The 23899-nt window shown below is 73.8% G+C and carries 21 protein-coding genes and 1 riboswitch; of the genes, 15 read left to right on the top strand and 6 right to left on the bottom strand.

The genetic code is table 11. The features are described from left to right. The first annotated feature begins 59 nt into the window (after nucleotides 1-59). Nucleotides 60-833 (top strand): DeoR/GlpR family DNA-binding transcription regulator, encoded by a 774-nt coding sequence (locus K1J57_RS00885; protein ID WP_220562589.1) that lies wholly within the window; start codon nucleotides 60-62, stop codon nucleotides 831-833. A gap of 13 nt (nucleotides 834-846) precedes the next feature. Here the strand turns inward: K1J57_RS00885 and K1J57_RS00880 are convergent, their stop codons facing one another. Beyond that, nucleotides 847-1299 carry a VOC family protein gene (locus K1J57_RS00880; RefSeq protein WP_220562588.1) on the bottom strand — a complete coding sequence of 151 codons (453 nt, stop codon included), beginning with the start codon at nucleotides 1297-1299 and terminating at the stop codon, nucleotides 847-849. Nucleotides 1300-1364: 65 nt separating this feature from the next. After that, nucleotides 1365-2654, bottom strand: a complete 1290-nt coding sequence (locus K1J57_RS00875) for an MFS transporter (RefSeq protein WP_220562587.1) — start codon at nucleotides 2652-2654, stop codon at nucleotides 1365-1367. Nucleotides 2655-2841: 187 nt separating this feature from the next. Here K1J57_RS00875 and K1J57_RS00870 point away from each other — a divergent pair, with 187 nt between their 5' ends. The 3 genes from K1J57_RS00870 (at nucleotide 2842) to K1J57_RS00860 (ending at nucleotide 5962) form a co-directional block, all read left to right on the top strand. Further along, nucleotides 2842-4476 carry a sensor histidine kinase gene (locus K1J57_RS00870; protein ID WP_220562586.1) on the top strand — a complete coding sequence of 545 codons (1635 nt, stop codon included), beginning with the start codon at nucleotides 2842-2844 and terminating at the stop codon, nucleotides 4474-4476. A gap of 44 nt (nucleotides 4477-4520) precedes the next feature. Next, the gene (locus tag K1J57_RS00865) at nucleotides 4521-5177 is read left to right on the top strand and encodes a response regulator transcription factor (RefSeq protein ID WP_220562585.1); all 657 of its coding nucleotides are present in this window, start codon (nucleotides 4521-4523) and stop codon (nucleotides 5175-5177) included. A gap of 116 nt (nucleotides 5178-5293) precedes the next feature. Further along, a complete protein-coding gene (locus K1J57_RS00860) occupies nucleotides 5294-5962 on the top strand; it encodes a metal-dependent phosphohydrolase (protein ID WP_220562584.1) in 669 nt (222 codons plus the stop codon). Between the two features lie 71 nt (nucleotides 5963-6033). Here K1J57_RS00860 and K1J57_RS00855 read toward each other — a convergent pair whose 3' ends face one another. Beyond that, the gene (locus K1J57_RS00855) at nucleotides 6034-6300 is read right to left on the bottom strand and encodes a DUF4031 domain-containing protein (protein ID WP_220562583.1); all 267 of its coding nucleotides are present in this window, start codon (nucleotides 6298-6300) and stop codon (nucleotides 6034-6036) included. After that, entirely contained in the window at nucleotides 6297-6764 is a 468-nt protein-coding gene (locus K1J57_RS00850; RefSeq protein WP_220562582.1) for an Lrp/AsnC family transcriptional regulator, read from the bottom strand. Before K1J57_RS00850 ends, K1J57_RS00855 begins: the two co-directional genes overlap by 4 nt. Before the next feature lie 200 nt (nucleotides 6765-6964). Between K1J57_RS00850 and K1J57_RS00845 the strand changes: the two genes are divergently transcribed. The 10 genes from K1J57_RS00845 to K1J57_RS00800 all read left to right on the top strand — a co-directional run bounded on the left by K1J57_RS00845 (nucleotide 6965) and on the right by K1J57_RS00800 (nucleotide 17697). Next, nucleotides 6965-7873 carry a tryptophan 2,3-dioxygenase gene (locus K1J57_RS00845; protein WP_220562581.1) on the top strand — a complete coding sequence of 303 codons (909 nt, stop codon included), beginning with the start codon at nucleotides 6965-6967 and terminating at the stop codon, nucleotides 7871-7873. A 49-nt stretch (nucleotides 7874-7922) separates the two neighbouring features. Next, nucleotides 7923-9161, top strand: coding sequence for a kynureninase (gene kynU, locus K1J57_RS00840; protein WP_220562580.1), 1239 nt, complete (start codon nucleotides 7923-7925; stop codon nucleotides 9159-9161). A 698-nt stretch (nucleotides 9162-9859) separates the two neighbouring features. After that, nucleotides 9860-10738, top strand: a complete 879-nt coding sequence (locus tag K1J57_RS00835) for a hypothetical protein (protein ID WP_220562579.1) — start codon at nucleotides 9860-9862, stop codon at nucleotides 10736-10738. A gap of 410 nt (nucleotides 10739-11148) precedes the next feature. Then, complete coding sequence (locus K1J57_RS00830) at nucleotides 11149-11586, top strand: Lrp/AsnC family transcriptional regulator (protein ID WP_220562578.1); 438 nt, start codon at nucleotides 11149-11151, stop codon at nucleotides 11584-11586. A gap of 66 nt (nucleotides 11587-11652) precedes the next feature. Then, a complete protein-coding gene (locus K1J57_RS00825; RefSeq protein WP_220562577.1) occupies nucleotides 11653-12441 on the top strand; it encodes a PhzF family phenazine biosynthesis protein in 789 nt (262 codons plus the stop codon). An 82-nt stretch (nucleotides 12442-12523) separates the two neighbouring features. Next, nucleotides 12524-12967, top strand: coding sequence for a hypothetical protein (locus K1J57_RS00820; RefSeq protein WP_220562576.1), 444 nt, complete (start codon nucleotides 12524-12526; stop codon nucleotides 12965-12967). A gap of 19 nt (nucleotides 12968-12986) precedes the next feature. Next, nucleotides 12987-13505: an isochorismatase family protein gene (locus K1J57_RS00815; protein ID WP_220562575.1), complete on the top strand. Its 519-nt coding sequence runs from the start codon at nucleotides 12987-12989 to the stop codon at nucleotides 13503-13505. Between the two features lie 254 nt (nucleotides 13506-13759). Beyond that, complete coding sequence (locus K1J57_RS00810; protein ID WP_220562574.1) at nucleotides 13760-15499, top strand: ABC-ATPase domain-containing protein; 1740 nt, start codon at nucleotides 13760-13762, stop codon at nucleotides 15497-15499. A 128-nt stretch (nucleotides 15500-15627) separates the two neighbouring features. Next, complete coding sequence (locus K1J57_RS00805; RefSeq protein ID WP_220562573.1) at nucleotides 15628-16554, top strand: proteasome assembly chaperone family protein; 927 nt, start codon at nucleotides 15628-15630, stop codon at nucleotides 16552-16554. Between the two features lie 9 nt (nucleotides 16555-16563). Next, nucleotides 16564-17697 (top strand): quinone-dependent dihydroorotate dehydrogenase, encoded by a 1134-nt coding sequence (locus tag K1J57_RS00800; protein ID WP_220562572.1) that lies wholly within the window; start codon nucleotides 16564-16566, stop codon nucleotides 17695-17697. A 70-nt stretch (nucleotides 17698-17767) separates the two neighbouring features. Here the strand turns inward: K1J57_RS00800 and K1J57_RS00795 are convergent, their stop codons facing one another. Together K1J57_RS00795 and K1J57_RS00790 are read right to left on the bottom strand one after the other, a co-directional pair. After that, on the bottom strand, nucleotides 17768-19219 hold the full coding sequence (locus K1J57_RS00795; protein WP_255646767.1) for a polysaccharide deacetylase family protein: 1452 nt from the start codon (nucleotides 19217-19219) through the stop codon (nucleotides 17768-17770). Nucleotides 19220-19492: 273 nt separating this feature from the next. Continuing rightward, nucleotides 19493-21037, bottom strand: a complete 1545-nt coding sequence (locus K1J57_RS00790; protein ID WP_220565276.1) for a polysaccharide deacetylase family protein — start codon at nucleotides 21035-21037, stop codon at nucleotides 19493-19495. Between the two features lie 254 nt (nucleotides 21038-21291). Then, nucleotides 21292-21471, top strand: a riboswitch (cobalamin riboswitch). Between the two features lie 157 nt (nucleotides 21472-21628). Here K1J57_RS00790 and metE point away from each other — a divergent pair. After that, a complete protein-coding gene (gene metE, locus K1J57_RS00785; RefSeq protein ID WP_220562570.1) occupies nucleotides 21629-23896 on the top strand; it encodes a 5-methyltetrahydropteroyltriglutamate--homocysteine S-methyltransferase in 2268 nt (755 codons plus the stop codon). The last annotated feature ends 3 nt before the right edge of the window (nucleotides 23897-23899 follow it).

Raw genomic sequence — 23899 nt, 5'->3', positions numbered from 1 at the left:
GTTACACGGCGTCGTGACCGCACGGCGCAGCGGCCAGGCCCCCGAGTGTGAGGCGAACGATGATTCCGGACCAGCGACGAGAGCACATCCTCAAGCTCCTCCAGGAGCGGCATGTGCTGAGTATCAACGAGCTCACCTCGATGCTGTCCGTGTCCCACATGACCGTCCGTCGCGACATCCAGGCACTGGAGAACGACGGCAAGGTCCTGTCGGTCACCGGAGGGGTGCGGCTCGCCGCGCGGCTCAAGAGCGAGCCGTCCTACCTGGCCAAGGCCCAGCTGGAGGTGCCCGCCAAGCGGGCCATCGCGCGGGCCGCGGCCGACCTGGTGCGCGAGAACTTCACCATCTACCTCGACGCGGGCACGACCACGCTCCAGATGGTCCCGATGCTCACCGACAAGGTCGGGCTCACCGTCATCACCAGCGACTTCAACGTCGTGGGCCACCTGATGGAGTACCCGGGCATCGAGCTCATCCACACCGGCGGCGTGGTGTCCCACTCCGACCACTCGTCGGTGGGCCGCTTCACCGCCGAGTTCCTCAAGCAGGTCAACGTGGACCTGGCGTTCATCGCCAGCAGCTCCTGGGACGCCGAGCGCGGGTCGACCACCCCGTCCGAGGCCAAGGTGGTGGCCAAGCAGCAGCTGCTGCGCATCGCCTCCAAGAGCGTGCTCACCGTGGACAGCACCAAGTACGGGAAGTTCGGCACCTTCCGGGTGGCGAGCCTGGAGCAGTTCGACCTCATCATCACCGACGACCGGCTCCCGCGCTCGGCCGTCGACGAACTCGCCGAGCGCGACGTGCGCCTGAAGCTGGTGGAGTGCGAGCGCTGAGGGACGGGCCCTGTCAGCCCGCGTCCTCCTCCAGGTCGGCGCGGGTGAACAGGGCCAGCTCCGTGCCGTCGGGGTCGTAGAAGAGCAGCGTGGAGCCCTCCTCGCCGTGCACGATCGGCAGGTGGTCCACGTCCTTGTCGGCGAACCGCTCCTCCCACGCCTCCAGCTCGCCGAGGTTGGCGACGCCGAGGGTGAGCCGGTCCAGGCCGCAGTGCCTGCGGTCGAACCGGTTCTTGAAGTTGTTCCGGTGCTGGATCAGTGCCAGGAGCAGCCCCGAGGCGGGGTGCAGGCACTCGGTCCGCAGGGTGCCGTCGTGGTCGCGGCGGCACTTGACCTTGAAGCCGAGCACGTCGCGGTAGAAGTCCACGCTTTCGTCGCGGTCGCGCACCGAGAGGGTGATGCGGGCCAGTCCGGTGAGCTGTGGCACGTCGTCCTCTTTCGAACGGCGGGAGTCGAGGATGGTCATGAGTCCGAGCACAAGGTCCGAGCCTAAGGGTCGTCAGGATCTGCAGGTCGTCTTTTAACGCTCGTTTAACGCCTGATGTTCCCGGTATCACTCCCGTGGGGCGGTATGTCCGCGGCGCCCCCGGATCCGGGGGCCTCCCCGGCCTCGGGGGAGCGCCCGTACCAGCGGGTCCGCATGACCGCCACGGTCACCAGCAGGGAGACCAGCCCGCCCAGCGTGGCCAGGGCGAACGCCCCCTGGTAGCCGTGCGCGTCGGCCAGCGTCCCGGCCACCGCCGAGCCCAGCGCCTGGCCCAGGATGAGGCTGCTCAGCACGATCGCCATCGACTGCGACAGGCGGCTGGCCGGGGCGGCCCTCTCCACCAGCGCGAACAGGGTCACCAGGTGCGGGCCGATCGCGGCGCCCAGGACGAACACGGCCAGGGCCAGGGTGGCCGCCCCGTGCGGCAGGTACAGCGGCAGGGAGAGCAGGAACAGCGCCCCGGCCGCGACCCGCGCGCGGGAGGTGAGGGTGAAGCCCGCCGGCAGGGAGGCCATCAGCAGGCCCGCCACGGCGCTGCTGGCGCCCATCACCGCGTACATCAGCCCTGACAGGTCGCCGTACCCCGACTCGGCGGCGAACGCGGTGACCCCCGTGGACATGCCGCCGAAGAACAGGCCCTGGCAGAACATGGGCACGGTCAGCACCAGCAGGGCGGGCACGGCGATCCGGCCGCCCCGGCCGCGGACCGGCGCGGACCCGGGCGGCGCCGTGGGGTGCAGCGCGAACACCGTTCCGAACACGCCGATGAGCACGGCGGCGCCCAGCACGCTGGCGGTGGGCGAGACCAGCACGGTCAGGACCCCGACCAGGGCCGGGCCCAGGACGAAGGCGGCCTCGTCGAGCACGCCCTCCACCGACATGGCGGCGGCCAGCGAGCGCTCCCGCTCCACGCCCCGGTCGCCGCGCCGGCGGATGAGCACCACCCACCGGGTCCGCGCCATGGGGGCGACCTGGGGCAGGCACAGGCCGGCCAGGGCGGCGAGCCCGGCCAGGACGGGCAGGCCGTACCCCGCCAGGACGGCGGCCACGAGCAGCGCGATGAGGACGGCGTCGACCAGCGACATCACCAGCAGGGGGCGGCGCTGGCCGTGGCGGTCGGCGAACCGGGCGATGACGGGCCCGCCGACGGTCTCGCCCAGGGCGAAGGCCCCGGTCACCGCCCCGCCCGCGGCCACGCTGCCGGTCGCCCCGGTGACGAGGGTGAGCAGGCCGATGAGGGACATCGAGATCGGCAGGCGGGCCATGAAGCTCGCCGTGAGGAGTGGCCATCCGGCCAGGTGGTGCATCCGGCGCAGCGTCTCCAGCGGCGACATGCGTCCGCCCCTTTCGTGGTTCCCGTCCCGCGCGCTCGTCCTGGGCGCTTTCCGGGTACCAGCACGACGCGACGAGGGGGACCACGGAAGGGGACCGCAATTCATCCCATGATAGGCAACGCCGGTCGTACCGGAACTGACTTTCGTGGGTACCGGGGGCGGCGTGCCGGTCGGTAGCTTCGGTGGCATGGAAGAACCCGCCCCGACCCGAGCGACCCGTGCCCGCCGCGCCCTGCGGCGCGCGGTGCGGCCGCTGCCGGGGCCGCCCACCCGGGCCGCCGCGCTGGGCGATGCGGCCCTGGGGGCGGTCGCGGCCCTGCTGTTCGCGGGCGAGGCGGTGGTGGTCTTCGCAGTGGGCGCGACCGGTGCGGGCGAGGCCGCCGCCCGGGGCGCGACCGGAGTGGCGGTGGCGGCGGCCGCCGCCCTGCTCGCCCGCCGCCACCCCCCGGCCGCCCTGGTCGTGTCCGCGGCCGCCTCGTTCTGGTTCTTCTGCGGCGGGCTGCTGCTGGCCTGTGTCTCCTACCTCGCGGGCCGCCGCTCGCCCGACACGCGCCCCGCCCTGGCCCTGGCCGCCGCGGCCCTGGTGCTGGGGACCCTGCCGCTGCTGTGGGGCGCCTACCCGCTGAGCACGTGGGCGGTGGCGGTCGTCACCCTGCTGGTCAACACCGGACCCGCCTGGCTGCTCGGGGCCCACCGCCGCCAGCACACCGAGCTGGCCGCCGCGGGGTGGGAGCACGCCCGCCAGCTCCGCCGCGAGCACCGGCTCGTCGCCGAGCAGGCCCGCAGCCGGGAGCGCTCGCGGATCGCCCAGGACATGCACGACTCCCTGGGGCACGAGCTCAGCCTGATCGCCCTGCGCGCCGGGGCCCTGGAGGTCGACCCCGGGCTGGGGGAGCGCCACCGCGAGGCCGTCGCCGAACTGCGCGCCACCGCGGTCACCGCCACCGAGCACCTGCGGGAGATCATCGGGGTGCTGCGCACCGAGGCCGAGCCCGACCCCGTCACCCCGACCGGGGAGGGGGTCGCCGACCTCGTCGAGCGGGCCCGCGACTCCGGCATGCGGATCGCCCTGGTCCGCGACATCGACACCGCGGCCCTGGCGCCGATGGTGGGCCGGGCGGTGCACCGGGTCGTCCAGGAGTCCCTGACCAACGCCACCCGGCACGCCCCGGGAGCGGAGGTGGCGGTCTCCATCGCCGGCGACGGGGAGCGCCTGGAGGTGCGGGTGGTCAACCCCGTCCCCGAGGAGGCGGCGGCGGGGCGGCACGGGGTCGGCGGCGGGCGCGGCCTCATCGGGCTGCGCGAACGCGTCCGGCTGGCCGGCGGGGCCTTCGCCGCGGGCCCCACCGGGGACGGGGCCTGGGAGGTGTGCGCGGTCATCCCCCGGCGGGGCGGGGCCGCGCCGCCCGGCGAGGCGGCCGAGGAGGACGAGGACACCGCCATCGACCGGCTCCAGCGGGCCGCGCGGCGCCGCATCCGCGGCTGGTCGATGGCCCTGGTGGCGGTGCCCCTGGCGGCCGTCGCGGGGCTGGCGGCGCTGGTCTTCTGGGTGATGGCCGCGAGCATGGAGGAGACCACCCTCACACCGGAGGAGTTCGGGGCACTGCGCCCGGGGACACCGCAGAGCGAGGTCGAGGAGGCGCTGCCGCCCTTCTCGGTGCCGTTCGACGCCCGGGAGCTGGCCGAGGGCGCGGTGCCCGAGGGGGCCGTGTGCAGCTACTACCGCAGCAGCGCCGACCTGTTCGACGAGGACCAGGTGTTCTACCAGCTGTGCTTCACCGACGGCCGGCTGTCCGCCAAGGGCGAGGCACCGATACGGTGAGCGCGCCCGCCGGGCCCGCGACGACGACCATGAGGAGAGCACACGTGATCAGGGTGCTGATCGCCGACGACGAGGCGATGATCCGCGCGGGGGTGCGGGCCATCGTGCAGAGCGACCCGGATATCGAGGTGGTGGCCGAGGCCGCCGACGGCCGGGAGGCGGTGGACCTGGCGGTCTCCCACCGCCCGGACGTGGCCCTGGTCGACATCCGCATGCCCCGCCTGGACGGGCTCGCCGCGGCGGCCGAGATGCGCCGGCTGGCCCCGTCCACCGCGGTGGTCGTCCTCACCACCTTCGGAGAGGACGCCTACATCTCCCGCGCCCTGGGCGACGGGGCCTCGGGGTTCCTGCTCAAGGCGGGCGACCCGCGCGAGCTGATCACCGGCGTGCACGCGGTCGCCGACGGCGGCGCCTACCTGTCCCCGCAGGTGGCCCGGCAGGTGATCGACCGCTTCGGCGGCGGTCGCCCGGCCCGCGAGGCCGCGGCCAGGACCCGCGTCGAGCAGCTGACCCAGCGGGAGCGGGAGGTCCTGGCCCTGGTGGGCGCGGGCCTGTCCAACGCCGACATCGCCGACCGCCTGTTCCTGGTGGAGGGCACCGTCAAGAGCTACGTCAGCGCGATCCTCAACCGGCTGGGGCTGCGCAACCGCGTGCAGGCGGCGATCCTCGCCTACGAGGCGGGGCTCACCGCCGACGGCTGAGGCGCGTCGGCCGGGAACGGGGTACGGGACTCGAACCGCGGTACCCGGGTAGGGGAGACTGTGGCGGACGCGACGGGAGACGGAGGCCGCGGCGGCGGCCGAGGAGGAGGGCACGGATGCTCAACGAGGAGGAGGGGATCCTGCTCGAAGCCTCCTGGGAACGGCTGGCCGGGGACTCCCCGCAGGCCCGGGCCGTGGGGCGCGAGCTCCTGACGCGCTGGAGCGAGCCCCACCGGCGCTACCACACCCTCACCCACCTGTGGGCGACGCTGCGGGCCGTGGACATCCTGGCCGAAGAGGCGGTCTCGCCCGACCTGGTCCGCTACGCGGTCTGGTTCCACGACGCCGTGTACGAGACCGAGCCCGGACTGGACGAGGACCGCAGCGCCGGGCTGGCCCGCGAGCTGCTCCCCATGCTGGGCCTGGCCCCCGAGCGGGTCGGTGAGGTGGCCCGGCTGGTCCTGATGACCAGGGAGCACGCCCCCGGGCCGGACGACTCCGACGGGCAGGTGCTCTCCGACGCCGACCTGTCCGTCCTGGCCGGGGCCCCGGACGAGTACCTGGCCTACACGGCGGCGGTCCGCGCCGAGTACCGCCGGGTGCCCGAGGAGGCGTTCCGGGAGGGCCGCTCCCGGGTGCTGCGCGGCATGCTGGACGCCCCGCAGATATTCCACACCGAGTTCGGCCGCATCCACTGGGAGGCCAGGGCCCGGTCCAACATGCTCGCCGAACTGGACCGGCTGGCCGCCGAGGCGGCGTCCCCGGACGGCCCGCGGAGCGCGTGAGGCGCCCGTCGAGGACCTTCCGCCACTCGACGGGCGGGCCGGAGCGGAGCGGGGGTCCACAAGGGCGCGGCCTAGGCCCGGAGCCTGGGGCGGCGCAGGCCGGCGGCCCGCAGCCGGGTCACCAGCTCCTTCCCGGTCACGTGCTCGGCGCCCAGGGCCAGGGCCCGGGCGTGCAGGTGCTCGGGGATGTCGTAGTGGTCGCGGTCGAAGGCCCGCTCGGGCACGCCCAGCTCACGGGCGAAGTCGTGCAGTTCGGCGTAGGAGCTGTCGCTCACCAGGTGCGCGAACAGCCAGCCGCGGGGGCCGGGCCAGACGGGGGTGTCGATGAGCACGCTCATGGGGTCCTCGGGGCTGAGACCGGGCGCCAGGGCACCGGGCTGGACAGGATCATCGTGCTGGAGGGGCGGCCGTGCGCGGCGAGGCCGTCGATGACCTCCTCGAAGTGCTCCATGGTGCGCACCGCGATGAGCAGGACGCAGCAGTCGTCGCCGGTGACCCGGTGGGCCTGGAGGATCTCGGGCCGTTCCAGCGACCCCGGCTCGCGCAGCAGGCAGTGCGCGCCGAAGCACTGCATGCGTACCAGAGCGGTCACCGGCAGGCCGGCGGCGGCCGGGTCCACGTGCGCATGGTAGCCGGTGATCACCCCGCGGTCGGTGAGGCGCCGCACCCGGTCGGCCACGGCGGGGGCCGAGAGGTTGACGCGGCGGGACAGCTCGTTGAAGGACAGGCGGCCGTCCCGCTGGAGCTCGGCGAGGATCCGCTGGTCGACGCCGTCCAGCGCCGTGGGCGCTCGTGAGGCCATGCTTTGCAATCCAAAAGTAGATTTTCCGGACATGTTATGGATACCAGGTTGATGTCCTGCTTTGGAGTGCAACGTCCATTCCTTTCCCCCCTCTTCTGCTCGATCATGTGTGCTGACGTACACAGCGCCGTGACGGGGGTTCCACGGGCGGCGCCGTGTGCACCCAGCACGTTCCGCGCAGTACACGAGGGGTCCTCCCGATGCTCACCACGACGTCCGCACAGCAGTGCCCGTACATCCCCGCCGATGTCGAGGGCACCGATGCCGAGGCCCGGGCCCGGCGGGCGCAGGAGAACGCGGGGCAGCCCACCCTGTCCTTCGACCGCAACACCCCCTACGTCGCCTACGCCGGGATCGACACGCTGCTGCGCCTGCAGAACCCGCGCACCGACGAGCCCGCCGAGACGGCGTTCATCATCGGCACCCAGATCATGGAGCTGCTGTTCGTCCTGGTCCAGGAGCGCTGGGAGCGGGCCCGCGACGCCCTGGAGAACGACGACGTCCCCGGCGCGCTGGCCTGGCTGCGCCGCGCCACCGCCGCCCAGGACGTCCTCAACGACTCCTGGAAGCTGCTCGGGGACATGAGCCCCACCGAGTTCAACCGGTTCCGCGACTCCTTCGGCGAGGCGTCGGGCTTCCAGTCCTTCGGCTACCGCAAGCTGGAGTTCGTGCTCGGCAACAAGTCCGCCCCCATGATCCGCCCGCACAAGGGCATGGCCGGCGTCGCCGCCGACCTGCGCGACCTGCTGGAGCGGCCGAGCCTGTACGACGCCGCGCTGCGCCTCCTGCGCCGGCGCGGCCTGCCGGTGCCCGCCGGGGCCGCCGAGCGCGACTGGACGCAGGAGTACGCGCCCGACGCGCGCGTGGAGGAGGCGTGGGCGCGCGTCTACGCCGACGACAACCCCGGCAACGACCTCTACCTGCTGGCCGAGGCCCTGATGGACGTCGCCGAGCGGGTGACGCGGTGGCGCCACCTGCACCTCATGGCGGTCAAGCGCACCATGGGCGGCAAGCCCGGCAGCGGCGGCTCCAACGGCCTCACCTGGCTGGCCCGCAACGTCGAGAAGGACGTCTTCCCCGAGCTGTGGTCCCTGCGCAGCACCATCTGAGCCCGGCCCCGTGACACCGAACCACCATGAGCAGGAAGCAGGACGCCCGATGACGCCCACCACCCGGCAGGAGTGCGCCGCGCTCGACGCCGCCGACCCGCTGGCCCCGCTGCGCGACGAGTTCGTGCTCCCCGCCGGGGTGATCTACCTGGACGGCAACTCGCTGGGCGCGCTGCCGCGCAGCACCCCGGGCCGGGTCGCCGACATGATCGAGCGGGAGTGGGGGCAGGACCTCATCCGCAGCTGGAACGACGCCGGCTGGTGGGACAAGCCCCGCACCCTGGGCGCCAAGGTCGCCCCGCTGGTCGGCGCGGACCCCGACGAGGTGATCGTCGGCGACGGCACCTCGGCCAACCTGTTCAAGTGCGTCATCGCCGCGCTGCGCATGTCGGACCGCTCCGTCGTCCTGGGCGAGGCGGGCAACTTCCCCACGGACCTGTACGTCGCCGAGGGCGCCGTCTCCCTGGCCGGGGCGGTCCAGCGCCGGGTGGACCCCGACGGCCCGGACCTGGAGCGCGAACTGGCCGCCGGGGACGTGGCGGTGCTGCTGCTCAGCCACGTGGACTACCGCACCGGCACCCTGCGCGACATGCCCGGCATCACCCGGCTGGCCCACGAGCACGGCGCCCTGGTGATCTGGGACCTGTGCCACAGCGTCGGGGCGGTGCCGGTGGAGCTGTCCGCCTCCGGGGCCGACTTCGCGGTCGGCTGCACCTACAAGTACCTCAACGCCGGCCCGGGCGCCCCCGCGTTCCTGTACGCCGCCCGCCGCCACCACGCCGCGGCCGACCAGCCGCTCAGCGGCTGGCACGGGCACGCCCGCCCCTTCGACTTCACCGGCGACTACGAGCCCGCCCCGGGGGTGTCGCGCTTCCTCAGCGGCTCGCAGCCCCTGGTGGCCGACGCCGCCCTGGAGGCGAGCCTGGACGTGTGGGCCCGGGCCGACCTCGCCCTGGTGCGCGCCAAGAGCCTGGCGATGACGGACCTGTTCCTGGCCCGGGCGGCGGAGGCCGGCATCTCCTCGGTCACCCCGGCCGAGCACGCCCGGCGCGGCAGCCAGGTCGCCCTGGTGGAGCCGGAGGAGGGCGCCGGGTACCCGATCGTGCAGGCGCTGATCGCCCGCGGTGTGATCGGCGACTTCCGGGCGCCGGACGTGATGCGGTTCGGCTTCACCCCGCTGTACCTGCGGTACACGGACGTGTGGGACGCGACCGAGGCCCTGCACGAGGTGGTCCGCACGGGGGAGTGGCGTGAGGAGCGCTTTGCCCGGCGCGGGCAGGTGACCTGAGTCCGGAGACGGCCCCGGGGGTTGCGGCCCCCGGGGTTCTTTGCGTCGGGAGGGGAACACCCGCCCTCCCGGTGACCCTGCCGGAGAGGGCGGATTGCCCTGGCTTGACGATGCGCGCCCGTGTGCGCGCCCGCGCCGCCCGGGCCGGGACCGCCGTGACCTACCGGCGCGTACACCGGTCCCCGTAAGGGGTCCGGCGGCCTTCGCGGCGTGTCGGAGGGAATCCGTGACGAGGGCCACGGACAGGGCCCGCCCGCCGTCCCCGGGCGGGCCCGAACCCCTGCCACGACGGGGGTTCCGCTGTTCCCGGAGGCCTCGGGGAAACGACCCGGACCGTGCCCGGGTGAACACGGATCGTCATTTTACCCGGAATCCTTGCGCACTTTGCTTAAACCTGGGTTAGTGTCCTCGTGATCGCTTCGTTATGAGTCTTCTACGAAGTGGTGCCGAGCCCTTGACCGGCCTGTGAGCCGCAGGGGAATCGAGACCCTTTCCGGGAATCCGGGCCGCCCGCTCCATGAGCCGGCCCCGCGGACCGCCGAAGTCCATCGGCGCTTTCCGATTCCCACCCGCCGATTTCCACGGCGGGAGAGCCCTGTCATGTCGCCCTTTCCGAGGCGTGCCCGAGCATGCCCGGTGAACTGCTGCGACGTGCCCGAAGGTCTTCTCGGCCCTGTTGTCTACCTGGCAGATACTCAATGAGCAACGAAACTCCCATCCAGTACGGCAAAGTCACCGCGACCTACTTCTGGGACGACGGTTCCGGCATCAACGGTGACACGGGCGCGCCCGCAGGCGGCGAGCCCATGCAGAAGGGCCTTTTCTCCAGCCCGAGCTGGCCGCTGGGTACCGAGGGCTACGTCGTTTACGAGGGCAAGAAGGCCGAATTCTTCATCGGTGACCGCGGTCCCGGCGTCCCCTCCAACGACTGCGACGTCCTGCTGGACATGGACGGCAAGACCTTCGCCGAACTGACCGGCGAGACCTGGGACGACACGAACTACACCGTCAGCGGCGGCAACGGCCACCTCTACGGCGTCGAGTACTACATCACCGAGTGGGGCGACGGCAACGGCACCGAGGGTGCCCCGCACCCCTTCCAGCAGCCCGACAACAAGTGCGAGGACGCCGTCTCGCCGATCCCCGAGGAAGTCCTCAACGAGGAGTCCGAGGAGGAGAAGAAGGAAGAGGCGGAGAAGAAGGAGCAGGAGAAGGCCGAGAAGGCCGAGGCCGAGAAGAAGGAGGAGGCGGAGAAGAAGGAGGCCGAGGAGCAGGCCGCGGCCGCGGACTCCGACGACTCCGAGGGCTCCGACGACTCCGGCGTGAGCGCCCAGACGGCCGCCAACGACCTCTCCGGCGTCCAGCTCACCGGTGCCGGCGACGGCGTCCTGGGCGGGACCGGCCTGCTGGCCCTGGCCATCATCCCGGCCATCCTCATCGCCCTGTTCTTCGCCTGGAACCGGCGTCCCGCCGGCGCCCACGCCGGTGCCGAGGACGAGGGCCGCGGCCTGACCGCCCAGAGCAGCGGCCGCCACAGCCTGGGCTCCCTGTTCGACCGCCTGCGAGGCCGCGGGTAGGGGACATCCCCGCCCGGCCTGCCGGGTCCCCGTGATCGCGGGGAGCCCGAGACGCCAGGTGTCCTCACGGACAAAGGACTCTCCGGGGCACGCGACCCGGCGGGCCGACGAAGGGCCGTGGTCTCGACGACCACGGCCCTTCGGCATGTCCGGGGGCGGCGCCGGTCGCCGTCGACCGGCCCGCCCGCCGACCCTGTCACTCCCGGGACCGCGGGTTCCGGCGGCGCCATTGCCGTCGGCGGTCTCCGGAGGCGTTCCCGGATCGGTGTACTCCGTGTCTTGAATATGAGGCGAATCACCCCATATTGTCGATGCCCCCACGCCGATACTGGACGAACTGCTCAGTAGCGCCGCCGCGCGATCCCCCGGGTCTCATGGGAGCGCGGCCTGAGCGGTATGAGGTAAGACACATGGCCGTGCCGTTGGACGACACCGACCGCCGCATCATCTCCCTGCTCCGCGACGACGGCCGCATGTCCATCCGGGCCGTGGCCGAACAGGCCCACATCTCCCGGGCCAACGCCTACTCCCGCCTGGAGCGCCTGCGCGACGAAGGGGTCATCCGCGGGTTCACCGCCGTCATCGACCCCGAGAAGTACGGCATCGGCCTGTCGGCCTACGTCTCGGTGCGCATCGAGCAGCACTCCTGGGAGAGGTTCCGCGAGTACCTGCGCGACATCCCCGAGGTCGACCACGCCGCCCTCGTCTCCGGCGACGTCGACCTGCTGCTGCTGGTCCGGGTCGCCGACGCCGGCGCCCTGCGCACCTTCGTCCTGGAGCGCCTGCAGCGCATCCCCGAGGTCAAGAGCACCCAGACCATGTTCATCCTGGACGAGCCGCCCCTGTGAGGGGAGGGGCCATTGGCCCCGCGAGTGGCCCTTTCCCGCCGGGTCCGGCGTCGGCAGGATGGGCCCATGCCCGACTACCGCGTGATCGACGCCTTCACCGACCGGCCGCTGGCCGGGAACCCCGCCGCCGTCCTCGTCCTGGAGGACGCCTACGACGACGCCTGGGCCCAGGGGGTCGCCGCCGAGTTCAACCTCTCGGAGACCGCCTTCGCCCGCCCGGTCGACGACCCCGGAGCCGACTACGAACTCCGCTGGTTCACCCCCACCGTCGAGATCGACCTGTGCGGACACGCCACCCTGGCCACCGCCCACGCCCTGGTCGAACTCGGCGTCCCGGGGCCGTACCGGTTCACCACCCGCAGCGGCCTGCTCACCGTCGCCGAACGCGACGGGCGCCTGTGGATGGACTTCCCGGCCAAGCCCCCGGTGCCCGTCGCGGCCCCCGACGGGCTGGCCGAGGCGCTGGGGACCGAGCCCCTGTGGGTCGGCCTGGGCGGCGCGGACGACCTCCTCGTCGAGGTCGCCGACGAGGCGACGGTGCGCGGCCTGGAGCCCGACATCGCGGCCCTCGGCCGGCTGCCCTACCACCTGGTCATCCCCACCGCCCGGGCGGAGGAGGGCGTGGACTTCGTGTCCCGCGTGTTCGCCCCCCGGGTCGGCATCGCCGAGGACCCGGTCACCGGCCGCGCCCACACCGTGCTCGCCCCGTTCTGGGCCGAGCGGCTGGGCCGCAAGGAATTGTCCGCCCACCAGGCGTCGGCGCGCGGCGGTGACCTGCTGCTGGAGTGGCGGGGTGACCGGGTGCTCATCGGCGGTCACGCGGTCTCGGTGGCCCGGGGGGAGCTGAACCTCTAACGTGGACGCAGCGGGAGGGGTGCGCGGTGGGCGCGCACCCCTCCCGCTCCCGTACCCCCGCCCCCCGACGCGAGGAGCACCCATGGAGCAGTGGGTCACCGAAGACGACATCCACGCCGCACGGACCCGCCTGGAGGAGGGGCACCCCGGCTGGGAGCGGCCGTCCGCCTTCGCCGTCGGGCGCGAGCGCGACGGCGAGCCGGCCTTCCCCGTGGTCAACGTCCCCGGCGCGATGCACGGCCTGCCCGCCGTCGTCCTGGGCCGGGTCCTGGGGCACACCCGCGGCACCGCCGTGTACGACCTGACCGCCGAGGACCTGCGCGCGGCCGAGCGGGGGCTCGCCCCGGCCCAGGCGTGCACCGTGTTCGACCACCCCAACCTGTTCGCCTGGCGGGACCTGCTGGACGACCTGCGGGACACCGACCGGCTCTTCGCGGTGTTCGTGCAGGACCCGGCCGACCCGCCGGTGGACGGGCGCGACCTCGCCTTCCGCCGCGCCGCCGGAAAGGCGACCGGCGGCCGGTGAGCTGTGTCACCATAGGGGCATGTCGTTCGTACTGGTGTTCGTAGACGTGCAGGACAACTTCCTCGAGGGGGCCGAGGCGGTCCCGGACGCCGGGCCCCTGCGCGCCGAGCTCGCCTCCCTCCTCGACCGCGCCCGCTCCTCGGGCACCCCCGTCGTGCACGTCCTCAACGACGGGGACGAGGGGGATCCCGACGAGCCGTTCGGCGAGGGCTGGCAGCCGACCTTCCCGGCCCGGGAGGACGAACCGGTGTTCCGCAAGACCGGCCCGGACGCCTTCACCTCGCCGGGGCTGGCCGAGGCGCTCGCCGTCACCGGCGCCCGCGGGCTGGTCCTGGCGGGCTTCCAGAGCGAGTACTGCATCTCCGCGACGGGCCGCCGCGCCCGCGGCGAGGGCTACCGCGTGGTCCTCGCCGCGGGCGCCCACGGCACCTTCCCGGCGGACGGGGCGAGCGCGGCCGAGCGCGCCGCCGCCGTCGAACGGGAACTGCGGGCCGACGGAATCGAGGTTTCCCCCGCGCGGGAGATCGAGTTCCGGTAAAAATGAAGGCGTGGCACCTCCCCACCCCTCCCGGGGAGGTGTCCGCACGGCCCCGGTGCACCCCCTTGGCGCCGCGGGCCGTGTCCCACCCCGAAGGGCCGGACCCGGAAGTCGCACCGGGCCCGGCCCTTTCACGTGCGCTCCGCCACCGCTCCGGCCGGCATGCGGGGCGTCGTCCACAGGGGGCGGGCGGGGGCGGGCGGGACGGCCTAACCTGGCGGGGAGCACGGAACCTGAGTTCGGGGGAGCGGGAGATGGCGGAGCGGTACGGGGGCGGCCGGGGCGGGCGCGGGGGCCACGGGGGCCGGGGCGGCGGGCGCCGGCCCGAGCCGGAGCCCCTCCAGGGGGTGCGCGACGACGAGCGGCTCTCGCGGGAGCTGCTGCGGATGGACGGCGACTCCTACGGCCGCTACAAGTCCCTCAGGGGGGACTGGGACTTCGGGGACTTCACGCTGACCGTCCAGCGGGTGCAGGCCGACCCGTTCGCGCCGCCCTCGCGGATCCTGGTCGCGCTGCCCGACGCCGGCATTCCCAAGGACGCCTGGGCCGACCCCGTGCGCCGCCGGGCCACCGCCGACTTCCTGGGCCGCCGGGCCGGGCGGCTGCTGCGGCGCTCGCTGCTGCGCATCGACACCGGCGGGCAGGAGGTCCTGGAGCGCTCCTCCTGCCGGGTCACCGAGGGCGGCGGCCTGGAGCTGCGCATCGGTATCGACCTGCCCGGCCGCGGCCGCCGCATCGACGGCCGGGCCGCCGAGCGCGAGTTCTGCGACACCCTGCCCGGGGTGGTCGACGACCTGTACTGGGAGGCGGTCGACCGGGACGCCGCGCGGGCCTTCGCCGACAGCGTGGCCGACACGGTCGCCCTGCGCTCGGCGCTGGCGGAGCGGGGCCTGGTCGCGTTCGTCGCCGACGGGGCGGTCCTGCCGCGCCGCAGCGGGATCAGCGACGAGCCCATGGCCGAGGGCGCGGTCCCGTTCTCCTCGCCCGACAGCCTGCGCGTGTCGGTGGACCTGCCGCACCGGGGCACGGTCACCGGCATGGGCGTGCCCGAGGGCGTCGTCCTCATCGTGGGCGGCGGCTTCCACGGCAAGTCCACCCTGCTGCACGCCCTGGAGCGGGGCGTCTACGACCACGTGCCGGGCGACGGGCGCGAACTGGTGGTCACCCGCGCCGACGCGGTCAAGATCCGCGCCGAGGAGGGCCGCCGGGTGGAGCGGGTCGACGTGGGCTCCTTCGTGCGCAACCTGCCCACCGGCGCCGACACCGCGGACTTTCGCACCGACAACGCCTCGGGCTCCACCTCGCAGGCCGCCAACATCTGCGAGGCGCTGGAGGCCGGGTCGCGCACCCTGCTGGTGGACGAGGACTCCACCGCCACCAACCTGATGATCCGCGACGAGCGCATGCAGGCCCTGGTGCACGGCGACCGCGAGCCCCTCGTCCCGTTCGTCGACCTGGTGCGGCCGCTGTACCGCGACCACGGCGTCTCCACGGTGCTGGTCATGGGCGGCAGCGGCGACTACTTCGACGTCGCCGACCACGTGGTCATGATGGACGCCTACCACCCGCACGACGTCGGGGAGCGCGCGCGGGAGCTGGCCCGGGAGCGGACGGACGCGGTGTTCACCGCTCCGCGCGCCCGCCTCGTCGACCCGCGCTCGGTCGACCCCTCCGACGCGCGCGGCCGGTCCCGGATCAAGCGCCGCGACATGGACGTGCTGGTCTTCGGCGACGACGACGTCGACGTGCGCTCCGTCGAGCAGTTCGTCGACCCCGGGCAGATCATCGGCGCCGGGCTGGCCCTGCGCGCCCTCGACCTGCGGGACCGCACGCTCGCCGAGGCCCTGGACGCCCTGGAGGCCGAGCTGGCCGAACACGGGGTCACCCGGCTGGGCGCGGACTTCGGCGGCGACTACGCGCTGCCGCGCCGGCAGGAGGTCGCGGCGCTCCTCAACCGGCTGCGCTCCCTGCGGGTCCTCGGGCAGCGGTGGTGAATACGGGTCGGTAATCTGGGATACCGGGGTGAACGGCCCGAGGACGACCGGGAACACGGTGACGCCGGTCGGTGTTGGACTGCCACGCGGCCCCCTGAAACCCCGAGCTTTCTGGAGACGAGACCCCGGTGCGCAACCCAGCAGATCTGTACGAACTCCGACCCGGTTTCGACGACGTCGCCGGCCTGGCGATGCTGGTCGCCCTGGACGGCTTCGTCGACGCAGGCAACGCGGGCAGGCAGATGGTCGAGGAGCTGTTCGAACGCTTCGAGGCCGAGGAGATCGCGGTCTTCGACGTGGACCGCCTCGTCGACTACCGGGCCCGGCGCCCGCCCATGACCTTCGTCGAGAACACCTGGACGGAGTACCGGGCCCCCAAGCTGGCCCTGTACCGCATGCGCGACGCCGAGGGCAGCCCGTTCCTGGTCCTGCACGGCCCGGAGCCGGACCGCGAGTGGGAGGCCTTCACCGCCGCCGTCATCGGCCTGGTGGAGCGCTTCTCGGTGTCGCTGTCCCTGAGCGTCCACGGCATCCCCATGGCCGTGCCGCACACCCGGCCGGCCACGGTCACTCCGCACTCCACCCGCCCCGAGCTGGTCGAGGGCCACACGCCCTGGATCGGCCGGGTCGAGGTGCCCGGCAGTGCGGTGTCGCTGCTGGAGTTCCGGCTGGGCGAGGCCGGGCACGACTTCCTCGGCTACGCCGTCCACGTGCCCAGCTACCTGGCCCAGTCCACCTACCCGCGCGCGGCGCTGGCCGCCCTGCGGTACATCGCCGACGCCACCGGCCTGTCCCTGCCCGCCACGGGCCTGGAGGAGGTCGCCCAGGCCACGGACGTGGAGATCGCCGAACAGGTGAGCGCCTCCGAGGAGGTCCAGCGCATCGTCGTCAACCTGGAGCGCCAGTACGACGACATCATGTCCTCGCGGACCGACCCGGAGGACCGCCGGGTGCTCCCGCTGGCCGACGACGAGGCCGGCCTGCCCACCGCCGAGGAGCTCGGCGCTGAACTCGAACGCTTTCTCGCCGAGCGCGAGAGCGACGGAAACGGTTAAATTACAGTCGTGTTCTACCAGATCCTCTTCAGCTCGGTCCTGCGCCACCTGGACGCCGAGACGATCCACAAGGTGAGCTTCGGCGCCCTGCGCTGCGCCGCCGCCGTGCCCGGCGCGGCCGCGGCGGCCGAGCGGGTGCTGGGCCCGCGCGAGCCCGAGCTGGCCGTGCGGGCGTTCGGCCGCGAGTTCCCCGGCCCGCTGGGCCTGGCCGCCGGGTTCGACAAGAACGCCGAGGGCCCCCGGGCCCTGGGCGCGCTCGGCTTCGGGTTCGTCGAGATCGGCACGGTCACCGCCCAGCCGCAGCCGGGCAACCCGCGCCCGCGCCTGACGCGCCTGGTGAAGGACCGGGCGATCGTCAACCGGATGGGCTTCAACAACGAGGGGTCGGCGCTGGTCGCCGAGCGCCTGCACCACCGGCGGGGCGGGCCCGGCCCGATCCTGGGGATCAACATCGGCAAGACCAAGGTCACGCCGGAGGAGGAGGCCGAGGGCGACTACGCGCTCAGCGCCCGGCGGCTGGCCCCCTACGCCGACTACATGGTGGTCAACGTCAGCTCGCCCAACACCCCGGGCCTGCGCAACCTGCAGAGCGTGGAGCGGCTGCGGCCGATCCTGTCCGCCGTGCGCGGGGCGCTGGCCGAGGCCGGGCGCCCGGAGCTGCCGCTGCTGGTCAAGATCGCCCCGGACCTGGCCGACGAGGACGTCGACGCGGTCGCCGACCTGGCCCTGGAGCTGGGGCTGGACGGCGTCATCGCGACCAACACCACCGTCTCCCGCGAGGGCCTGGCCTCCTCCGCCGAGGAGGTCGAGGCGGCCGGGGGCGGCGGCCTGTCCGGCGCGCCCCTGAAGGACCGCTCCCTGGAGGTGCTGCGCCGCCTGCGCGCCAGGGCCGGCGACCGGCTCACCCTGGTCGCGGTGGGCGGCATCGACACCCCCGAGGACGCCTGGGCCCGCATCCGGGCCGGGGCGACCCTGGTCCAGGGCTACACCGGCATGATCTACGGCGGCCCGCTCTGGCCGCGCCGCGTCCACCGCGGCCTGGCCCGCCTGGTCCGCGCCGCCGGGTACACCTCGATCGCCGACGCCGTCGGCTCCGAGGTCCCGGACACCGCGCCGGCCGCGAGCCCCGCCGCCACCGCCTGACCCGCACCGCACGGACCACCGCCGACGGCCCGGCCCGGGGCATCCCGCCCCGGCCCGGGCCGTCGGCGTGTCACCAGCTGCCGTCCCAGTCCGGGGGGTAGGTGCCGCCGGCCTCGGGGGCGAAGGCCTGTGACGCGGTCACGAAGACATAGCCCTTCTCGCGCAGCCGCTCGATGATCTCCGGCAGGGCCGCGACCGTCGTGGGCTGCGGGTCGTGCAGCAGGACCACCCCGTCGGGCTCCACCAGGTCCACCACCCGGTCCGCGACCGTGTCCCGGTCGGACCCGGTCCAGTCCTCGCTGTCGACCGTCCACATCACCTCGGCGAGCTCCTGCCGGGCCAGCTCCGCCTTGACGCCGTCGTCGGTGGCCCCGAACGGCGGGCGGAACAGCTCCACGGTGTACCCGGTCTGGCGGCGGATCCCCGCGCCGACCATCGCCACCTGCGCGGGCAGCTCCTCCGGCGTGAACTCCTCCGTCATGCTCTCGTGCAGGTCGTTGTGGTTGCCCAGCTCGTGCCCCTCGGCGTAGATCCGCCGCGCCAGCCACGGCCGGGTCAGCAGCGGGTCGCCGTTGAGGAAGAACGACGCCGTCACCTCCTGCTCGGCGAGGATGTCCAGCACGTGCGCGGTCGCCTCCACCGGGCCGTCGTCGAAGGTCAGCGCCACGCACTCGACCCCGGGGTCGGTGCAGTCCACGTCGGGGCCGCGCTCGGTCACCACGCCCGGGGGCACCGGGGCGGACTCCAGGGCGGTGTCGGGCTCGGACACCGACAGCACCGGCTCCTCGGTGAGCGACGCGCTCCGGGCCCGCTCGCCCAGGTCCGACAGCAGCGGTCCGGCCCGCTCGGCGTCGATGACCGCGGCGATCCGCCCCGGGGACGCGTCCGGCGGGTGCCCCTCGACCACGGGCGACAGGTGCCCGTCGTCGAACTCCACGACCAGGTCGCCGGCGGCGTTGAACCCGATCGAGTCGTAGGTGCGCATGACCGGCAGCAGCCCCCGCGGGTCCACGTCGGGGTGGTCCGCGAGCTCCTCGCCCACCAGGTCGTTCAGCTCCGCCAGCGCGGCGTCGTCGGCCAGCAGCTCGGTGGCGTACCCGGTGTGCCCGGTCGACTCGTCGTACCAGTACGTCGCGTACGTCTGGCGCCTCCCGTGCAGGTCCTCCTCGGTGCCGACCAGGCGCACGCCCAGGACGCCCTCGCCGGCGGCCACGACCTCCCAGGCGATCTCCAGGCCCACGGGCTCCCGGCTGGCCCCGCGGAAGTCCATGACCTCCCGGTCGATGTGCCCGTGCAGGGCGGTGGAGAACGCCTCGGCGCCCGGGAACTCCGGGTGGGCGACGGAGATCTCCACGTCCTCGGGGATGTAGGGGTGGTCGGGGAAGTCGTCCCCCTCGCCGCTCCACTCGGTGACCACGTCCCCGGGGCCGTCGACCAGTACGGTGACGGCCTCGCCGTCGGCCTCCTCCGGGGCGGCGGCCGGCGGGTTCTGGCAGGAGGCCAGGGGGAGCACCAGGGCCACGGCGGCCCCCACCGCCCACGGGTGCCGGCGTGCGGCTCCCACCCCGCGGGGGAGGGGCTGCTGCGGACGCGTACGGCTCGACGAGAACACCGGACTCCCTCATCCAGAACATGTGCACCGGGGCTGTTGGGTGCAACATAGGGGAATCCGGCGGCCCGGCCGTGACGCTGACCACATGTGGTCAGCCCCTGCGCTCTCGGTGACCGCCGCCGCCGCGCGCGGTGCCCCGGGCGGACCCCTGCGGGGGTCCGCCCGGGGCCCGGAAGGCGCGGCCTACTCCCCGGAGTCCTCCCCGGCGCCGTCCGAGGGCGCGTCCGAGGGCGGCTCGTCGGGCACGCCGTCCACGTACCGCTCGCCGGGCTCGGCGTCGCCCAGCAGCTGCGACACGGTCACCATCGTGTACCCCTGCGCGTCCAGCTCGCGGATGATTTTGTGCGAGGCCGCGATGGTGGTGGGGTGGATGTCGTGCATGAGGATGATCGCCCCGTCCGAGGCGCCCGCGATCGCCCGGTCCGCGACCACGGAGGGGTCCCGGTCCTTCCAGTCGTTGGTGTCGATGCTCCACAGGACCTGGGCCAGGCCCATGTCCCGGGTCACCGAGGCGACGCCGTCGTTGGTCGACCCGTACGGCGGGCGCATGAGGTCCATCGTGTACCCGGTCTCCCGGTACACCAGGGCCTGCACGCTGTTCAGGTTGTCGTGGACGCCGTCGGCCCCCAGCCCCGCCAGGTCGGGGTGGTTCAGGGTGTGGTTGGCCATCTCGTGCCCCTCGGCGTAGGTGCGCCGCACCGTGTGCGGGTGCTCCATCACCGGCAGGCCGGTGACGAAGAAGGTCGCCTTGGCGTCGTACTCGGCGAGCGTGTCCAGCAGTTCGGGGGTGCCCCCGCCGGGGCCGTCGTCGTAGGTCAGGGCCACGCACTTGACCTCGGGGTCGGCGCAGTCGACGGACTCGTCCACGGGGGAGATGACGCCCGGGACCGGCTCGTCCGCGACGCCGGGGCCCTCCCCGGGCGCGGCGGAGACGGCGAACTCCTCGACCCCGGTGGTGGCGGCGCGCAGCACCCGGCGCCCGAAGTCCGACAGCAGCGGCTCGGACTCGGCGCGCTCGACGACCGCGGTCAGGGGTCCGGCGTCGGCCGGGGCGACCTGCCCGGTGTCGAACTCCACGACCAGGTCGCCGTCGGGGTTGAACCCGACCGAGTCGTACAGCGACGCCACCGGCAGCACCGTCCCCGTCTCGGCGGCGTCGCCGAGGCGGTCGCGCACCAGGGTGTTGAGGGCGGCCAGCTCGTCCTGTCCGGCCAGCAGCGACTGCGAGCCGCGGGTGACGCCGTCGCCGGTGTCGTACCAGTAGGTGGAGTGGAACTCCCGGGTGCCCTCGGAGTCGGTCTCCTCGCCCGTCATGCGCACGCCGACCAGGCCGTCGGAGGCGGCGGTGATGTTCCACCCCGCCGTGTAGGACTCCGCGCCCGGGTTGGCGGCGTCGAACGCCTCCACGTCGGCGCCCAGCCTCCCGCGCAGGAACTCCGTGAGCGGCTCGGCGTTGGGCAGCACCGGGAAGGACACCTCGGTGGCGACCCCGTCGTACTCCAGCTCCTCCGTCTCCACCCCGGTCAGGGCGGCCTCGTCGACCACGGTCAGCGCGTCGGGCTCGCCGGTGGCGGGGATGCGCTGCTCGATGGCGTCGGCCAGGCCGTGCGCCACGCCCCCGGCCGGGCCCGCCCCCAACGACTCCGGTGGTCGCACCGACAACAGCACCATGCCGGCCAGGACCACGAGGGAGACGCCCACCGTGATGACCGGGTGGTCGGGGGTCATGGCGGTTCGGGGCAGCTTGTTCACCAGGGGTTCTCCGCGTCCATTTCGCAGACGAACGTGCACGGGGCCGGCGGGGGCGCCACCGTGCGACGTCTTCATCGGGTGTGACGCCGCCCACGGGCGGAGGGTTCGGACTCCGGGGCGGCGAGGGGCACAGGGGGCATGCCGGGGGGCAGGGGCGAGGGGATGTCTCCCTATACTCGCAGGCGTGGAAGGTTCGTGCGCCATCCTTCCGCCCGGGGCGATCCCGGGCCGGTGGCGCGCGTCGCAAGAGGGAACCCGGTGCGAATCCGGGACTGCCCCGCAGCGGTGTACGGGAACGACCCCCGCCATGGAGCACTGGTGGACCGACCGGAGAGGTCGGGGACCGGGAAGCGGCGGGCATTAGGGGACCGGTGGCCCACCGGTCGCGCCCGTGAGTCCGAAGACCTGCCTCCACCCGGCGGCGCACCCGTGCCGCCGGTGGTCCCGTGCCCCGAGGGAGGGCCGAGGTCGGCACCCGTGGGCGCCCGTCGAGCGGCGCCCCACCGGCGTGCCCCCTCGCCGACCCCGGGCACGGTGCCCGGCTTTCGACGAGGGAGAAGAAGCTTCATGAACACCCCCGGACCCGCCGTGCGGTCCACGGTGCACGGCTACCCGCGCATCGGCCCCGACCGCGAGCTCAAGCGCGCCGAGGAGTCCTACTGGAAGGGCGCCTCCACCGCCGCCGACCTGGAGGAGGCCGCCGCCGGCCTGCGCCTGGACACCTACGCCCGGCTGCGCGCCGCCGGGATCGACGACATCCCCTCCAACACGTTCTCCTACTACGACCAGGTGCTGGACACCGCCGTCCTGTTCGGCCTGGTCCCGGAGCGGTTCGAGGACCCGTGCGCGGCCGCCGACGCCGACGGGCGGCTGCGCCGCTACTTCGCGCTGGCCCGCGGGGTCCAGGGCGCCCCGCCCCTGGAGATGACCAAGTGGTTCGACACCAACTACCACTACCTGGTCCCGGAGCTCTCCCCGGCCGTGCGGCCGCGCGTCGCCGGCGACAAGCCCGTCGCCGAGTTCCGCGAGGCCCTGGAGGCCGGGTACCCCACCCGCCCGGTGCTGGTCGGCCCGCTGACCTTCCTGCTGCTGTCCAAGGCCGCCGACGACGCCCCGCGGGGCTGGTCGCCCATCGCGCTGCTCGACGACCTGCTGGACGCCTACGGCCGCGTGCTGGCGGACCTGCGCGCCGCCGGCGCCGAGCAGGTGCAGCTGGACGAGCCGGTGCTGGCCACCGACGAGGGCCGCGCCGCCCTGGGCCACCTGGAGCGCGCCTACGGCGTCCTGGGCGGGCTCGCCGACCGCCCGGAGATCCTGGTCTCCACCTACTTCGGCTCCATCGGCGCCGACGCCCTGCGCGTCCTCAAGGAGTCCCCGGTCGAGGCCGTGGGCCTGGACCTCGTCACCGACGCCGAGGGCATCGCCGACCTGACCGCGGTCTCCGGGCTGGGCTCCACCCGCCTGGTCGCGGGCGTGGTCGACGGCCGCAACGTCTGGCGCACCGACGTCCCGGCCGCCGTCGCCACCCTGGGCACCCTGCTGGGCCTGGCCGACGGGATCTCCGTGAGCACCTCCTGCTCGCTGCTGCACGTGCCCATCGACCTGGACGCCGAGACCTCGCTGCCCCCGGAGTTGCGCGCGGCGCTGGCCTTCGCGGAGCAGAAGACCCGTGAGGTCGCGCTGCTGGGCAGGGTGCTGTCCGAGGGCACCGGGGACGGCTACGCCGCCGCCCCGGCCCCGGCCGGCGCGTCGTTCGTGGACGCGCGCGTGCGCGCCCGCCTGGAGGCCCTGGGCGCGGACGCCCACGAGCGGCCGCGGGAGCGCGGCGCCCCCGGCGTCCCGGCACTGACCACGACCACCATCGGGTCGTTCCCGCAGACCGGCGGGCTGCGCCGGGCCCGCGCCGCGCACCGCCGCGGCGAGCTGGGCGAGGAGGAGTACAAGGCGATCCTGCGCGCCGAGATCGACCGGGTCATCGCGCTCCAGGAGGACATCGGCCTGGACGTGCTCGTCCACGGCGAGCCCGAGCGCAACGACATGGTCCAGTACTTCGCCGAGCAGCTCCGGGGCTACGCCACCACCGAGAACGGCTGGGTGCAGTCCTACGGCTCCCGGTGCGTGCGCCCGCCGATCCTCTTCGGCGACGTCTCGCGCCCGGAGCCGATGACGGTGGAGTGGACCACCTACGCCCAGTCGCGCACCGCGAAGCCGGTCAAGGGCATGCTCACCGGACCGGTGACCATGCTCGCCTGGTCGTTCGTGCGCACCGACCAGCCGCTGGGCGACACCGCCCGCCAGGTGGCACTGGCCCTGCGCGACGAGGTCGCCGACCTGGAGCGGGCGGGGATCCGCCACATCCAGGTCGACGAGGCCGCGCTGCGCGAGCTGCTGCCGCTGCGGGCGGAGAAGCGGCGGGAGTACCTGGACTGGGCCGTGGGCTCCTTCCGGCTGGCCACCTCCGGCGTCTCGCCGTCGACGACCGTCCACACGCACATGTGCTACTCCGAGTTCGGCCTGATCGTCGACGGCATCGAGGAGCTGGACGCCGACGTGACCAGCGTCGAGGCGGCCCGCTCTCGCATGGAGCTGGTGGAGGACCTGGGCCGCCGCGGCTACCGGCGGGGCATAGGCCCGGGCGTGTACGACATCCACTCCCCGCGGGTGCCGTCGGTGGAGGAGATCGAGGCGTCCCTGCGCCTGGCGGTGGAGCACATCGACGCCGGGAAGCTGTGGGTCAACCCGGACTGCGGTCTGAAGACCCGCGGCTACGAGGAGGTCGAACAGGCCCTGCGCAACATGGTCGAGGCCGCCCGCCGGGTCCGCTCGACCCTGTAGGAC

This window comes from Nocardiopsis sp. MT53, assembly GCF_019598965.1.
GTDB classification, from domain to species: Bacteria; Actinomycetota; Actinomycetes; order Streptosporangiales; family Streptosporangiaceae; genus Nocardiopsis; species Nocardiopsis changdeensis.
Note: the sequence above shows the minus strand (reverse complement) of the source record. Positions and strands in the feature narration are given on the sequence as shown.

What these genes read in the sequence shown, in the direction of transcription:
- K1J57_RS00885 (WP_220562589.1), top strand. Translation starts at nt 60, where the DNA reads ATGATTCCGGACCAGCGACGAGAGCACATCCTCAAGCTCCTCCAGGAG.
- K1J57_RS00880 (WP_220562588.1), bottom strand. Translation starts at nt 1,299, where the DNA reads ATGACCATCCTCGACTCCCGCCGTTCGAAAGAGGACGACGTGCCACAG.
- K1J57_RS00875 (WP_220562587.1), bottom strand. Translation starts at nt 2,654, where the DNA reads ATGTCGCCGCTGGAGACGCTGCGCCGGATGCACCACCTGGCCGGATGG.
- K1J57_RS00870 (WP_220562586.1), top strand. Translation starts at nt 2,842, where the DNA reads ATGGAAGAACCCGCCCCGACCCGAGCGACCCGTGCCCGCCGCGCCCTG.
- K1J57_RS00860 (WP_220562584.1), top strand. Translation starts at nt 5,294, where the DNA reads ATGCTCAACGAGGAGGAGGGGATCCTGCTCGAAGCCTCCTGGGAACGG.
- K1J57_RS00855 (WP_220562583.1), bottom strand. Translation starts at nt 6,300, where the DNA reads ATGAGCGTGCTCATCGACACCCCCGTCTGGCCCGGCCCCCGCGGCTGG.
- K1J57_RS00850 (WP_220562582.1), bottom strand. Translation starts at nt 6,764, where the DNA reads ATGGCCTCACGAGCGCCCACGGCGCTGGACGGCGTCGACCAGCGGATC.
- K1J57_RS00845 (WP_220562581.1), top strand. Translation starts at nt 6,965, where the DNA reads ATGCTCACCACGACGTCCGCACAGCAGTGCCCGTACATCCCCGCCGAT.
- kynU (WP_220562580.1), top strand. Translation starts at nt 7,923, where the DNA reads ATGACGCCCACCACCCGGCAGGAGTGCGCCGCGCTCGACGCCGCCGAC.
- K1J57_RS00835 (WP_220562579.1), top strand. Translation starts at nt 9,860, where the DNA reads ATGAGCAACGAAACTCCCATCCAGTACGGCAAAGTCACCGCGACCTAC.
- K1J57_RS00830 (WP_220562578.1), top strand. Translation starts at nt 11,149, where the DNA reads ATGGCCGTGCCGTTGGACGACACCGACCGCCGCATCATCTCCCTGCTC.
- K1J57_RS00825 (WP_220562577.1), top strand. Translation starts at nt 11,653, where the DNA reads ATGCCCGACTACCGCGTGATCGACGCCTTCACCGACCGGCCGCTGGCC.
- K1J57_RS00820 (WP_220562576.1), top strand. Translation starts at nt 12,524, where the DNA reads ATGGAGCAGTGGGTCACCGAAGACGACATCCACGCCGCACGGACCCGC.
- K1J57_RS00815 (WP_220562575.1), top strand. Translation starts at nt 12,987, where the DNA reads ATGTCGTTCGTACTGGTGTTCGTAGACGTGCAGGACAACTTCCTCGAG.
- K1J57_RS00810 (WP_220562574.1), top strand. Translation starts at nt 13,760, where the DNA reads ATGGCGGAGCGGTACGGGGGCGGCCGGGGCGGGCGCGGGGGCCACGGG.
- K1J57_RS00790 (WP_220565276.1), bottom strand. Translation starts at nt 21,037, where the DNA reads ATGACCCCCGACCACCCGGTCATCACGGTGGGCGTCTCCCTCGTGGTC.
- metE (WP_220562570.1), top strand. Translation starts at nt 21,629, where the DNA reads ATGAACACCCCCGGACCCGCCGTGCGGTCCACGGTGCACGGCTACCCG.